Origin of the sequence: Actinosynnema sp. NPDC002837 (assembly GCF_040295345.1) — a bacterium.
GTDB lineage: Bacteria > Actinomycetota > Actinomycetes > Mycobacteriales > Pseudonocardiaceae > Actinosynnema.
This window is the reverse complement of the sequence record NZ_JBEOVG010000020.1, coordinates 64,522-77,024: the sequence shown is the minus strand read 5'-3', so window position 1 is coordinate 77,024 and position 12,503 is coordinate 64,522. Positions and strand designations below refer to the sequence as shown.

The following is a 12,503-nucleotide window of genomic DNA, read 5'->3' as shown; positions in this document are numbered from 1 at the left end:
GCACCTACGCGTGCCGCACCGCGTCGGCGTCGGCAAGACCGAGGAGCTGCACGGCCTGCTTGCGCATCTCGACCTTGCGCACCTTGCCGGTGACGGTCATCGGGAACTCGTCGACCACGTGGACGTACCGGGGGATCTTCTGGTGCGCGAGCTTGCCGGCGCAGAACGACCGCAGCGACTCGGCGGTCAGCGGTTCCGCGCCGGGGCGCAGGCGCACCCAGGCCATCAGCTCCTCGCCGTACTTCACGTCGGGGACGCCGACGACCTGCGCGTCGAGCACGTCGGGGTGGGTGTAGAGGAACTCCTCGATCTCGCGCGGGTACAGGTTCTCGCCGCCGCGGATCACCATGTCCTTGATCCGGCCGGTGATGTTCACATACCCGTCGGCGTCCATCACCGCGAGGTCGCCGGTGTGCATCCACCGGGCGGCGTCGATCGCCTCGGCGGTCTTGTCCGGCTGCTCCCAGTAGCCGAGCATCACCGAGTACCCGCGCGTGCACAGCTCGCCGGGCGTGCCGCGCGGCACGGTGCGGCCGGTGTCCGGGTCGACGACCTTCACCTCCAGGTGCGGCCCGACCCGGCCGACGGTGGACACCCGCCGGTCCAGCGAGTCGTCACGGCGGGTCTGCGTGGACACCGGCGAGGTCTCGGTCATGCCGTAGCAGATGGACACCTCGCGCATGCCCATCCGCTCCACCACCTGCTTCATCACCTCGACCGGGCACGGCGAGCCGGCCATGATCCCGGTGCGCAGCGACGACAGGTCGTAGGAGTCGAAGCCGGGGTCGGCGAGCTCGGCGATGAACATCGTCGGCACGCCGTACAGCGACGTGCACCGCTCCTCCGCCACGGCCCGCAACGTGGCGGCGGGCTCGAACGCGGGCGCGGGGATCACCACGCACGCGCCGTGCGAGGTGGCCGCGAGGTTGCCCATGACCATGCCGAAGCAGTGGTAGAACGGGACCGGCACGCAGATCCGGTCGTCCTCGGTGTACCCGAGCAGCTCACCGACGAAGAAGCCGTTGTTGAGGATGTTGTGGTGCGACAGGGTCGCGCCCTTCGGGAACCCCGTGGTGCCCGAGGTGTACTGGATGTTGATCGGGTCGTCCGCCGACAGCTCCGGCCACCGCGGCAACGCGTCCGCGTGCAGGTCCGTCCACTCGGGACTGTCGAACAGCACGACCTGGCGCAGCGCCGCGCAGCGGGGCCGGACCTCGGCGATCATCCCGGCGTAGTCGGAGGTCTTGAACGACGCGGCCGCGAAGAGCGTGCGCACGCCGGCCTGGTTGAGCACGTACTCCAGCTCGTGCACCCGGTACGACGGGTTGATGTTGACCAGGATCGCGCCGATGCGCGCGGTCGCGTACTGGACCACCACCCACTCGGCCCGGTTGGGCGACCAGATCCCGACCCGGTCGCCGACGCCGACCCCGGCCGCCATCAGCCCGGCCGCGACGGAGTCGACCTCGGCGGCCAGCTCGCGGTAGGTCCACCGGCGGCCGGTGGGGAGGTCGACCAGGGCTTCCCGGTCGGCGTGCGTGGCCACCGCGCGGTCGAAGTTCACGCCGATGGTGTCGCCCAGCAGCGGCACGTCGGAGGTGCCCGAGGAGTAACTCAGGTGCGCCATCACGGCAACGTACCGCAGGCCGCAACCTCGTGACCAGCGACAACGGTATTCATGCCGCTCGGCAGACGGCGTGCCGACACAATCGTCGCCATGCGAACCATCGGGTTGATCGGCGGGATGAGCTGGGAATCGTCCGCCGAGTACTACCGGCTGCTCAACGAGGAGACGCGGCGCCGGCTCGGCGGCCACCACTGCGCGCCCAGCCTGCTGCTGACCGTCGACTTCGCCGAGGTCGAGCAGTTGCAGCGCACGGGGCAGTGGGAGCGGTCGGGCGAGTTGCTGGCCGAGGCCGCCCGCAAGCTCGAAGGCGCGGGCGCCGAGCTGGTCCTCTTGTGCACCAACACCATGCACAAGGTCGCCGACGCGATCACGGACGCCGTCCAGGTGCCGTTCGTGCACATCGTGGACGCCACGGCGCGGCGGCTGACCGCCTACCGCAAGGTCGGCCTGCTCGGCACCCGGTTCACCATGGAGCAGGACTTCTACCGCGACCGGATGCGCGCGCACGGCATCGAGCTGGTCGTCCCGGACGAACCGGACCGCACGCTCGTGCACGACGTGATCTACCAGGAGCTGACCAAGAACCGGGTCGAGCCCGCGTCCCGCGCCGCCTACCGGGACGTGATGGCACGCCTGGTCGAGCGCGGCGCGGAGGCGGTGATCCTGGGCTGCACGGAGATCACGTTGCTGGTCGACCAGTCCGACAGCACCGTGCCGCTGGTCGACTCGACCCGCATCCACGTCGAGTCGGGCGTCGACCTCGCGCTGGCCTAGGCCTCGCCTCCGGTCGTCAGGTGCACTACGTCGGACGCCGCGCCGTAGTAGTAGGCACGTACGCGGTAAGTGGCGGTCTTCTCCGTCGGCAGCGTGATCAACCCGAACGACCGCACGTCCGGGTCGAGCCGCGCGGCCACCGAGAACTCCGCCGCCCCGGCCGGCCTGACCTCCAGCAGGTACCCCTCCTCCCCCGCCGCGCGGTCGGTCCACGTGAACAGGATCCCGTTGGCGTGCTTCACCTCGGCCCGGAAGTCACCCGCACCGGCGTCGGCCGAACGCACCGGGCGCACGCCGCTCGGACCGCTCACCGGCGCAGCCCACTCGTGACCGTCGGCCGGCGGCACCTCGTCGCCGGGCGGCAACGCCACGTCCACCGACGCCGACGCCGGGCCGTGGAACGACCGCACCCGGTAGTGGAACGACGTCCGGGGGATCAGGTCCGGGTGCGCGAACGTCGTGCGGGACGGCGGCACGAACTCCAGCACCGTGTACGCGTCGCCGGCCGCGTGGGCGTACTCGACGACCTGCCCCGCCGCGCCCGGTTCGGCCTCCCACGCCAGCGAGACGTCCGTCGGCGACGTCAACGTGGCGGTGAGCGTCGAGGGCCGCTCCCGGCCGCACGCGACCAGGAGCAGCACCGACACCACGACGAGACGCCTCACTTGCGCCAGAACCGGATGCCGCTCCACACGACCGTCGCCGGGCCTTGGCCGCTGTTGGTGCGGTAGGCGCCGAACTTGTCGTAGAAGCTGCCACCGGGGCCGTCGTACGCGTGCTTCAGCGATCCGTTGATGTACGTGCGGTGCTGGCCGCCCACCACGTGCACCGTGTTCACCCGCACGGACGTGCCGACGGTCGCCCCCGTGGCGATCGTCGCGCCGCCGTGCACCGCGTACAGCCGGCCGCCCCGTTCCACCGCCAGCATGAAGAACGGGCCGGCCGCGGACTCGTGGAACGTCTGCTTCAGGCTGACGCGGGTGCCGCCGAGGCTGGTGATGCGGAACGACCCCTCGAACTGGCGGGTGCCCCCGGAGTAGGTGGCGTACCGGCGCTCGGCGCGCTGGTCGCCGCTCGCGGTGGCGCAGGTGAGGCGGAAGGTCAGGTCCGCGACGTCGCCGCAACCCCGCTCCTGCACGGTGAAGGTGGGCGAGTACGAGGTCCACGGTCCGGGTTCGACCTGGGCGTGCGCGGCCGGTGGGGCCACCACCAGGCCGCCGACGAACACCGCCGCGACCAGGGCTCGGAGTGTTCCGGACATGCGCGCCTCCTTCGACTCCCCTGGTGACGGGGAGGGTCGAGGCGGTGGCGCAGGTCACTGTAATTGGTCTGGACGACTCGGACAAGGATCGCCCGGTCAGGGATCTCCCTGAGGCCGGGCACGTCCGCGTGCGGCACAGTGGACGGCATGGAGCTCACCCCGCGCGCCCTGTTCGGCCTGGCCCGGACGACCGTCGAGACCGCCGTGTCGGTGCCGGGCCGCGTGCTCGACCTGCTCGGCGCGGCGGAGGCCGTCGTGCGCCGCGCCGACGAGATGGTCACCCGCACCGAACGGGTGCTGGCCGAGACCGAGGCGCTGGTCGGGCGGGCGAAGGCGGTGACCGCGACGGCCGAGGACGTGACGACCGACGTCGGCCGCACCGCCCGGACGTCGCGCGAGCTGCTTGACAGCTACGCGCCCATCGCGCGGAAGGCCCAGCCGCTCGCGCAGCGGTTCGTGGACGACCTGTCGCCCCACGAGGTGGACGCCGCCGTGCAGCTGGTGGACCAGCTGCCGGTGCTGACCAAGCACCTGATCGAGGACGTGCTGCCGATCCTGGCCACGCTCGACCGCGTCGGGCCGGACATCCACCAGCTGCTGGAGGTCACCAACGACGTCCGGCAGGCGATCCTCGGCATCCCCGGGTTCACCTTCATGCGCCGCCGCGGCGAGGCCAAGGCGGACGACTAGCGATTGTTCGCACGATCACGAGTGCGCGGCGCCGCGTTCTTGTCACCACGTGAGTGCCGCGACCGGCGCCGCCACAATGTCTGCCGCATTATTTAGCGGATATCGAAGGTTTTCCGGGCAACTCTTGCCGGTGGTCCGCGCACCTCATTAACTTCCGTCGAGTCGGCACATTTCCGGCAGATTTCGAGGAAGGATCACCCGTGAGGTTGAAGACAATACTGGGCGCGGGCGTGACGTCCGGGCTCGTCGTGGCCGGTCTGCTCGCCGGCGTCGGCAGCGGCTCGGCGGCGCCCGTCCAGGTCGACAAGACGCTGACGTTCACCTGCCCGTTCCCGCTGATCGGCAACCAGGTGCTGTCGACCCGGATCCGGGCCACCATCGACGCGCCGACCTCGGTCGGCGGCGAGTTGAAGACCACGGACTTCTCCGCGACGGTCACCGTGCCGCCGACCGCGACGCAGGGCCTGACGCTGGTCGGCGCGGCGACGGTGGAGGGCTCCGCCGAGGCGGGCGTGACGCTGGACAACGCCGGCAGCAAGCTCGACATCAAGATCCCCGGCCTGACCGTGCCGAAGACCCCGGTGCCGACCGAGGGCGCGTTCGACGTGGTCGCGAGCGGTCCGGTGCCGACCGCGGTGATCCCCAAGGCGGGCACGACGACCGTGACGGTCGGCAACTACAGCACGACGTTGACGCCGAAGAAGGCCGACGGCACCGACACCGGCCTCGGCACGTTCACGTCCAACTGCGTGCTGGACCCGGGCCAGGACCCGACGCTGATCCGGTTCGACGTGTCGGGCGGCGGCGGCCCGACCACGACGACCACCACGACCACGACCACCACCACGACGACCACCACCGTGCCCACGACCACGACGACCCGGCCCCCCGGCGGCATCAAGTACGCCTACTCCCTGAACGGCACGTCGACGATCAAGAAGCTGGGCGGCGCGGTCGCGCTCGGCCCGGGCAGCCTGAACGCCGACCTGGACCTGGCCACCGGCGCCTTCACCGGTGACCTGGTGCTGCCGCCGACCTCGGGCAAGTTCAGCCTGTTCGGGTTCGTGCCGGTGGAGTCGAAGATCGAGTTCGTGCCGGAGGGCAAGACGACCGGCACGCTCGCCGCCGGCGCGGTGAAGTCGAGCTCGAAGGTCACCATCAAGCTGCCGTCGGTCACCGCGTTCGGCATCCCGATCAGCAACGACCCGAACTGCCGCACCACCACGCCCGCGGACATCGGCCTGGCGTCGGCGGCGGGCTTCGACCCGCTCAAGGGCGGCAAGCTGGCGGGCACGTACACGATCCCGGCGCTGACGGGCTGCGGTCCGCTCAACGACCTGGTCAGCGGTTTCGCCGCGGGCCCGGACAACACGATCGACCTGACGCTCACCGCGAAGACCGCGTAACCGCCCGGAACCCACCCCGACCGCACTGGGAGACCGCCGCGTCCGACCGCGGCGGTCTCCTGCTGTTCCGGGCCGGTCAGCAGTTCGACGTCGCCGGGCGGCCCGCGATCCGGTCCGCGGTGAACGCCTGCGCCGCCGCGCTGCCCGTGTGCACGGCGGTGATGTGGTCGGTGGCGTAGGTCCGCCAGTCCACCTGCACGCCGAGCCGGCAGTACGCGTCGCGCAACGCCTTGGCCTGCGTGAAGTCGACCAGGTCGTCCCCGGTGGCGTGGTAGGCGTGCACCGGCACGCGGATCGCCGTGCCGCCGAGCTTGTTCTCCGCCACCCTCGCCAGCCACGGCGGCGTGAGCACCGGGCTGGACGTCGTGTAGTCGGACAGCCTGCGGCTCTGGTAGTCGACCAGCAGCTCCAACGTGCACGCTTCGCGTTCCATGCGGGCGAACTCCGCGCGGCCCGCGTCGTTGAGGTAGGCCTCCAGGTCGAGCTCCGGGTACGCGTGGTCCAACCCGATCAACGAGTTCGCGAGCAGGCCGAAGCCCTTCCGGCCGTCCAGCGGCAGGGCGACCTGGACGAGGTCCGCGGGCACGCCGCCGCCGACCACGCCGACCAGGTTCAGCTCCGGCGCGTACGCCGGCTGCAGCTGACCCGCCCACATCGCCGCGCCACCGCCCTGCGAGTAGCCCCGGAACACGACCTTCGCGGCCGGGGACAGCCGGGCGTCCGGCAGCCGTTGCGCGGCCCGGACCACGTCGATCACCGCGTGACCCTCGGACCGGCCGGTGACGTAGGTGGTCCTCGGGTCGGGCCGGTAGCCCTCGTAGTCGGTGATGGCGACCGCGTAGCCCGCGCGCAGCAGGTCGTTGACGGCGGGCTGCTCGTAGAGCGCGCCGATGCGCACCATCTCCGACGGCGCGCACCTGAACGCCGGGCCGTGCGTGCCCACGGCGAACGCCACCACCGGCGCCGTCGCCGGGTCGGCGGACCGCGGCACGAGCACGGTGCCGGTCACCGCGTTCGGCTGCCCCAGCGCGTCGGTGGACCGGTACATGACCTGCCACGCGTTCACCGTCGAGCCGAGAGCGCCCGCCGACGACGCGCGGAACCGGATGACGTCGCCCGGCGCGCCCGCGGGCAGCGGGCTGGGCGGCACGTAGAACGAGTCGTCGGCCGCCGCCGAGGGCGCGAGGCCCGTGACGGCGGCGGCCACCACGACCGCGACCGCCGATAATGAGAATATCTTTCGCAAACCGACACCTCCCAGGAAATGTGACAGAGACAATGCACAGTGCATTAATCCGGACCGGCCAGTCCAGGCCGACCGCCCGACTTGTCATCCGGGTGCGTGTTTCCAAAACCGGATTTGTAATGCTCGTACAACAAGCCCCATCACTCGAAAGAGTGAACGCGGAGCAGTGCCGGAAAGAATATTTGACACACCGTCGCGGATGATTTTATGGTCAGCCGGGCGAAGTCCCAGGGCGGTGCTTCGCGCACAGCGGAGGCGGCATGGCGATCTCACTGAACGGCGGGTTGGTGCGACAGCGGACCTACAGCGCGGCGCGGCAGCTGTGGTCGAGCATCCCGGGCGAGCTGGCGGAGAAGATGGCGCCGCTGTCGGGCGTCCTGGTGCGGGACGTGGTGCGGGAGATCCGCCGGACCGTGCCCGCGTACGCGCAGCCGCTGGAGGGCAAGTTCCGCGAGGTGCTGGTCGGCGCGGTCGAGATGGCGATCGTGAAGTGCTTCGACAACATCGCCAACCCGGACGCGGCGCAGACCGACTGGCAGGCCGTGCTGCGCTACAGCGGGCGGATGGAGTACCTCGAAGGCCGCACGATGGACTCGTTGCAGACCGCGGTGCGGGTCGGCGCGCGGGTCGTGTGGCGGCACCTGAGCGAGCACGGCCGCGCGGTGGGCGTGTCCACCGACACCCTGTTCGTGGTGGCCGACGCGATCTTCGCGTGGGTGGACGAGCTGTGCCGGGTGGCCATCGAGGGCTACTCGGAGGCGCAGGCCAACGCCAGCGGCGCGTTGGAGCGCAGGCGTCGCCAGCTGCTCAAGCTGGTGCTGGCCGAGCAGCCGCCGTCGCCGAGGTCGCTCGCGGACCTGGCGGGCACGACGGACTGGCCGTTGCCGGAACGGGTCGCGGTGGTGGCGCTGGAGTACCGGGAGGACCAGCACCAGCTCCCGTCGGTGACGCTGGGCCGTGACGTGCTGGTGGACCTGGAGAGCTCCACGCCGTGCCTGGTGGTGGCCAACCCCGAGGGGCGCTCGCAGCTGGAGCTGCGCGGGCGGCGGGCCGCGGTGGGTCCGACGGTGCCGTTGGCCGAGGCGCGGCAGTCGCTGGCGTGCGCGCGGCGGGCGCTGGGGTTCGTGCGGCGCGGCCTGCTGCCCGCCGTGCCGGTGACGTGGTGCGACGACCACCTGGCCACGTTGGCGCTGCTGTCGGACGAGTTCCTGGTGGGCCAGCTCAGCCGGCGCGCGCTGGCGGCGTTCAACGGCCTGACGGTCAAGCAGCGGGAACGGCTGGAGACGACGTTGCTGGCGTGGTTGGAGACGCGCGGCGGCATCGGCGAGATCGCCAACCGGCTCGACGTGCACCCGCAGACCGTCCGGTACCGGATGCACCAGTTGGAGGAGCTGCTGGGCGACCGGCTGGCCGACCCCGACGAGCGCTTGACGCTGGAGATCGCGTTGCGCGCCCGCCGGTTGCTCCGCCGGGCGCGCGACGCTCAGCAGGTGCCGCGCGCGGGCCAGCCTGCGAAGCGGGCCTCCAGCCAGGCGAAGGCCTCCGGGTAGGCCGCGACCATGCCGGCCGCGTGCGTCGGCACGAGCGAGGTGCTGAACTTGACGTTCGCGCCCAGGGCGCACCACCGCCGCACCATCTCCGCGCCCTGCGCGTACGGCACGATGTCGTCCAACGCGCTGTGGATCACGAGCACCGGCGCGCCCGGCTTGCGCACGCCGATCCGCTGCTGCTCCACCCGCGACTTGTACGGCTCCTCGTCCAGGTACGCGGCCAGCGGCCGGCCGTCCGCGGTGAGGTCGACCGACTTGCGGAACGCGTGCGCGAGGAGCGCCTCGGCGGTGCACTGGCGCGCCACCTGCGCCAGCAGCGTCCGGCCGGCGTCGTTGAGCACGCCGGGGATGTCCAGCTCGGGGTACGCGGCGTCTAGGCTCAGCAGCGAGTAGCCCAGGAACCCGGCGGCGTAGTGGCCGTCCAGGTTGCGCGCGACCGCGCCGAGGTCGGCGGGCGGCGCGCCCGCGTACGCGCCCTTCAGCTCCAGTTCCGGGGCGTACCCGGCGTACAGCTCGACGGCAGCCGCCGCCGCGCCGCCGCCCTGCGAGTACCCGGCGACCGCCACCGGCCCGTCGTCGGGCAGGTTCGCCTCCGGCAGCCGTTGCGCGGCGCGGATCGCGTCCAGCACCGCGTGCCCCTCGGCCGCGCGGTTGACGTAGGTGTGCATGCCGGGCGTGCCCAGGCCCTCGTAGTCGGTGACGACGACGCCGTAGCCGCGGGTGAGCAGACCGGCCAGGAACGGGCCCTCGTACTCGCTGCCCATCGCCAGCTGCCGGGACGGCGCGCAGTCGTCGCCGACGCCTTGCGTGCCCGGCGCGTACCCCACGACCGGGCGCGGACCGGGGCCGGACCACGGCGTGTGCGGCGTGAGCACGGTGCCGCTGACGTCGATCGGGCGGTCGTGCGTGTCCGTGCTGCGGTACAGGATCCGGTGCACGGTCGCGGGCGCGCGCAGCAGCTTGACCGGGTCGAGGAAGAAGTCGGCGGGCTCGGACCGCAGCACGTCGCCGTTGGCCGGCGCGGAGCCCGTGCCGGTGTAGGAGATCTGGGCGACGGCGTCGGTCGTGCCGGCCGCCGTCAGGACCGCGGTGAGCGCGACGGCCCACCCCCGGTGCAATCGCATTGGCTGCTCCTCGTCGAGCTCGGGCGAATACCGCCGAACCATTGCGTGACGGGTTCCCGCAGGTCAAGCGCCCTGTGGATTCTTGTCACCGGCACGCAAACCCGAGCTCGGGAATTGCGCGCGCGTGCTATCCCGGGCCGACCGGGCCATTTCACCGGGCGGCTTTGAGGAAGATCCCGCGCACCGAGCCGAAGCCGTACCGGTCGACGGGAGCAGCGTCAACGCGGACCGGACGGCGTCGAGCAGCGCGACGTCCTCCTCGATCGCGACCAGGTCCCTCGTCATGACGCGGATCGCAGGCGGGGGTGTCCTCCTCGGCGGTCCCCGTTCGTCGTAGTGGTGGAATGCACCGGACGACGGGAGTGACCGATGAAGTACATGCTGCTGATCTGCGTCGACGACACCATCGAGCCGACCGAGGGCGACCCGACCATCGAGCAGTGGCTGGCCGAGCTCGGGGACCGGCGGCTGGACGGCTCGCAGCTGCGGTCGGTCGAGGACGCCACGACCGTGCGGGCGCGCGGTGGCGAGGTGCTGCTGAGCGACGGGCCGTTCGCCGAGACGAAGGAGCAGATCGTGGGCTACGACGTCGTCGACTGCGCCGACCTGGACGAGGCGATCCGGATCGCGTCACGGCACCCGTGCGCGCGGTTCGGGTCGGTCGAGGTGCGGCCGTTCTTCACCGGATGACGGTCGAGGCGGAGGTCTCGGAGCTGTTCCGGGCCGAACGGGGGCGGATCGTGGCGACGCTGATCCGCCTCACCGGCGACTGGGAACTGGCCGAGGAGTGCGTGCAGGACGCCTTCGCGCGGGCACTGGAGTGCTGGCCGCGCGAAGGCGTCCCCCGCCGTCCCGGCGCGTGGCTCACCACGACCGCCCGCAACCGCGCGCTGGACCGGTTGCGGCGCTCCAGCGTGGAGGCGGCGAAGCTGCGGGAGGTGGTGGCGGTGCTGGACGCGCCACCGGACGAAGTCGACGACGACGAGCTCGGCGACGACCTGCTGCGGCTGATCTTCACGTGCTGCCACCCGGCGTTGACGCTGGAGGCGCGGGTCGCGCTGACCCTGCGCACCGTCGCCGGCCTGACCACGGCGGAGATCGCGCGGGCGTTCCTGGTGCCGGAGGCGACGATGGCCAAGCGGCTGGTGCGGGCGCGGCAGAAGATCCGCAACGCCCGCATCCCGTACCGCGTGCCGCCCGCCCACCTGCTGCCCGAACGCACTGGTGGCGTGCTGGGCGTGCTGTACCTGCTGTTCAACGAGGGGTACGCGGCCAGCGGTGGCGCCGACCTGTTGCGGCGCAACCTGTGCGCGGAGGCGATCCGGCTGGCGCGCACGCTGGTCGCGGCGATGCCCGACGAGCCGGAGGCGGTCGGCCTGCTCGCGCTGATGTTGTTGCAGGACTCCCGCCGGGACGCGCGGTTCGACCACGCGGGCGACCTCGTGCCGCTCGACGAGCAGGACCGGTCGCGGTGGGACGGCGGGCAGGTGGAGGAGGGCGTGGCGCTGCTGGACTCGGCACTGCGGCGCGGCCGGCCGGGGCCGTACCAGGTGCAGGCCGCCATCGCCGCCTGCCACGCCACCGCCGCGCGGGCGGAGGACACGGACTGGCCCCAGATCGCCCTGCTCTACGGCGAGCTGGCCATGCTCGTCCCGTCACCGGTCGTGCGGCTGAACCGGGCGGTGGCCGTGGCGATGGCGGACGGCCCCGCGGCCGGTCTGGCGCTGGTGGACGACCTCGCCGACGAGGTGACCGGCCACCTGCTCCCGGCCACCCGGGCGGACCTCCTGCGACGCCTCGGCCGGACCACCGAGGCGCTCGCCGCCTACGAGCGGGCCCTGGCCCTGGCCCCGACCGACGCGGAGCGCCGCCACCTCACCCGGTTGATCAGCGCTCTGCGCGGGTGAGGTCGACGGTGAACTCCTGATCCGGTTCGTCGGCGCACGGTTCGTGGACCGCCTCCGCGCCTTCCCGGACCTCGCCGCCGCGCAGGCCGACGCACGCCACGCCGTCCGCCGAGCGGAAGCGGTACCGGCCGGGTCCGGTCTGCTCCAGGCGGAACAGCTGGTCGAGGTTGTCGTCGGAGCACCGGTCCCACGGTTCGAGCAGGCTCATCGCCGGTTCGGAGCGCCGCACGGTCAGGCAACCGACGCCCTGCGACGGGTTGTCCCACTTGATGGTGGTGAACTCGGCGCCCACCGCGTGCAGCGACACCCGCGGCCCGGGATCGCCGCACGGCCGCAGCGCCGCGACCGCGTGCGGGTACTCCTTGGTGCTGTCACGGCCCTCGGTCAGGCACAGGTCGGGCGCGCCCACCGGGTGGATGCCCGGCGCCGACGGCCCCGGTCCGGCCTGCGGCGAGGTGGTCGGGCCGATCGCCGCCGTGTCCGGCGCGCCATCCCACAGCAGCACGGCCGTGGCCACGAGCGCCGGCACCACGACGGCGGCCGCCACCGCCCACGGGCGGCGCCACCGGGGGCGAGCCGGTGCTTCGGGCACGACGGTCGCGCCGCCCGCGGCCAGCCGCTCACGGGCGCGCAACCACGCCTCCGGCTGCTCGACCCCGCACGCCTTCACGTACGCGGTCAGCAGTTCCGCCCGGGGCAGGCTGTCGCGGCGCAGCATGTCCGCGGCCGTGCTGCGGGCCAGCACCTCGCCCTGCGCGGCCGCGCTCTCCTCCAGGCCGCGCAGGGTCAACCCCGACTTCTCCTTGAGCTCCCGCAACATCGCCACGAACTCGGCCACGTCACGTACCGAATCCGGCTGGGCACCGTGCGACGTCACGCGCGCAATCTTGGCGGTTGCCCGTCGTCACGGGCAAGCGG

Annotated in this window: 12 protein-coding genes; 6 read left to right on the top strand and 6 right to left on the bottom strand. The window is 72.2% G+C overall.

Translation table 11 applies throughout. The features are described 5' to 3' along the window. Positions 1 to 4 precede the first annotated feature (4 nt). On the bottom strand, positions 5 to 1,627 hold the full coding sequence (locus ABTZ99_RS17185) for an AMP-binding protein (RefSeq protein WP_498776977.1): 1,623 nt from the start codon (positions 1,625 to 1,627) through the stop codon (positions 5 to 7). 90 nt (positions 1,628 to 1,717) lie between these two features. Here ABTZ99_RS17185 and ABTZ99_RS17180 point away from each other — a divergent pair, with 90 nt between their 5' ends. Then, positions 1,718 to 2,401, top strand: coding sequence for an aspartate/glutamate racemase family protein (locus ABTZ99_RS17180; RefSeq protein WP_499612187.1), 684 nt, complete (start codon positions 1,718 to 1,720; stop codon positions 2,399 to 2,401). On the opposite strand, the gene ABTZ99_RS17175 is transcribed toward ABTZ99_RS17180, so the two are convergent. Together ABTZ99_RS17175 and ABTZ99_RS17170 are read right to left on the bottom strand one after the other, a co-directional pair. Further along, the gene (locus ABTZ99_RS17175) at positions 2,398 to 3,066 is read right to left on the bottom strand and encodes a fibronectin type III domain-containing protein (protein WP_499612185.1); all 669 of its coding nucleotides are present in this window, start codon (positions 3,064 to 3,066) and stop codon (positions 2,398 to 2,400) included. The two genes, ABTZ99_RS17180 and ABTZ99_RS17175, sit on opposite strands and share 4 nt — an antisense overlap. Continuing rightward, the gene (locus ABTZ99_RS17170; RefSeq protein WP_499612183.1) at positions 3,063 to 3,662 is read right to left on the bottom strand and encodes a polysaccharide lyase family protein; all 600 of its coding nucleotides are present in this window, start codon (positions 3,660 to 3,662) and stop codon (positions 3,063 to 3,065) included. Before ABTZ99_RS17170 ends, ABTZ99_RS17175 begins: the two co-directional genes overlap by 4 nt. A gap of 147 nt (positions 3,663 to 3,809) precedes the next feature. Between ABTZ99_RS17170 and ABTZ99_RS17165 the strand changes: the two genes are divergently transcribed. After that, complete coding sequence (locus tag ABTZ99_RS17165) at positions 3,810 to 4,352, top strand: hypothetical protein (protein WP_498776969.1); 543 nt, start codon at positions 3,810 to 3,812, stop codon at positions 4,350 to 4,352. Between the two features lie 200 nt (positions 4,353 to 4,552). Beyond that, positions 4,553 to 5,758 carry a DUF6801 domain-containing protein gene (locus ABTZ99_RS17160; protein WP_498776967.1) on the top strand — a complete coding sequence of 402 codons (1,206 nt, stop codon included), beginning with the start codon at positions 4,553 to 4,555 and terminating at the stop codon, positions 5,756 to 5,758. 76 nt (positions 5,759 to 5,834) lie between these two features. Here the strand turns inward: ABTZ99_RS17160 and ABTZ99_RS17155 are convergent, their stop codons facing one another. After that, positions 5,835 to 7,049 (bottom strand): lipase family protein, encoded by a 1,215-nt coding sequence (locus ABTZ99_RS17155; RefSeq protein WP_499612181.1) that lies wholly within the window; start codon positions 7,047 to 7,049, stop codon positions 5,835 to 5,837. Positions 7,050 to 7,264: 215 nt separating this feature from the next. Here ABTZ99_RS17155 and ABTZ99_RS17150 point away from each other — a divergent pair, with 215 nt between their 5' ends. Beyond that, entirely contained in the window at positions 7,265 to 8,554 is a 1,290-nt protein-coding gene (locus tag ABTZ99_RS17150) for a PucR family transcriptional regulator (RefSeq protein WP_498776962.1), read from the top strand. Here the strand turns inward: ABTZ99_RS17150 and ABTZ99_RS17145 are convergent. Further along, positions 8,488 to 9,678 (bottom strand): lipase family protein, encoded by a 1,191-nt coding sequence (locus ABTZ99_RS17145; protein WP_498776960.1) that lies wholly within the window; start codon positions 9,676 to 9,678, stop codon positions 8,488 to 8,490. The genes ABTZ99_RS17150 and ABTZ99_RS17145 overlap by 67 nt on opposite strands. A gap of 369 nt (positions 9,679 to 10,047) precedes the next feature. Between ABTZ99_RS17145 and ABTZ99_RS17140 the strand changes: the two genes are divergently transcribed. After that, on the top strand, positions 10,048 to 10,368 hold the full coding sequence (locus tag ABTZ99_RS17140) for a YciI family protein (protein ID WP_498776958.1): 321 nt from the start codon (positions 10,048 to 10,050) through the stop codon (positions 10,366 to 10,368). Next, on the top strand, positions 10,365 to 11,585 hold the full coding sequence (locus ABTZ99_RS17135; protein ID WP_499612178.1) for an RNA polymerase sigma factor: 1,221 nt from the start codon (positions 10,365 to 10,367) through the stop codon (positions 11,583 to 11,585). Before ABTZ99_RS17140 ends, ABTZ99_RS17135 begins: the two co-directional genes overlap by 4 nt. Here the strand turns inward: ABTZ99_RS17135 and ABTZ99_RS17130 are convergent. Next, a complete protein-coding gene (locus ABTZ99_RS17130) occupies positions 11,566 to 12,462 on the bottom strand; it encodes an RICIN domain-containing protein (protein WP_499612176.1) in 897 nt (298 codons plus the stop codon). The genes ABTZ99_RS17135 and ABTZ99_RS17130 overlap by 20 nt on opposite strands. Positions 12,463 to 12,503: the final 41 nt, after the last annotated feature.

Bases quoted from the DNA above. Each gene is read 5' to 3' on its own strand.
- ABTZ99_RS17145 (WP_498776960.1), bottom strand. From the start codon at position 9,678: ATGCGATTGCACCGGGGGTGGGCCGTCGCGCTCACCGCGGTCCTGACG.
- ABTZ99_RS17170 (WP_499612183.1), bottom strand. From the start codon at position 3,662: ATGTCCGGAACACTCCGAGCCCTGGTCGCGGCGGTGTTCGTCGGCGGC.
- ABTZ99_RS17180 (WP_499612187.1), top strand. From the start codon at position 1,718: ATGCGAACCATCGGGTTGATCGGCGGGATGAGCTGGGAATCGTCCGCC.
- ABTZ99_RS17185 (WP_498776977.1), bottom strand. From the start codon at position 1,627: ATGGCGCACCTGAGTTACTCCTCGGGCACCTCCGACGTGCCGCTGCTG.
- ABTZ99_RS17155 (WP_499612181.1), bottom strand. From the start codon at position 7,049: ATGCACTGTGCATTGTCTCTGTCACATTTCCTGGGAGGTGTCGGTTTG.
- ABTZ99_RS17140 (WP_498776958.1), top strand. From the start codon at position 10,048: ATGAAGTACATGCTGCTGATCTGCGTCGACGACACCATCGAGCCGACC.
- ABTZ99_RS17150 (WP_498776962.1), top strand. From the start codon at position 7,265: ATGGCGATCTCACTGAACGGCGGGTTGGTGCGACAGCGGACCTACAGC.
- ABTZ99_RS17165 (WP_498776969.1), top strand. From the start codon at position 3,810: ATGGAGCTCACCCCGCGCGCCCTGTTCGGCCTGGCCCGGACGACCGTC.
- ABTZ99_RS17135 (WP_499612178.1), top strand. From the start codon at position 10,365: ATGACGGTCGAGGCGGAGGTCTCGGAGCTGTTCCGGGCCGAACGGGGG.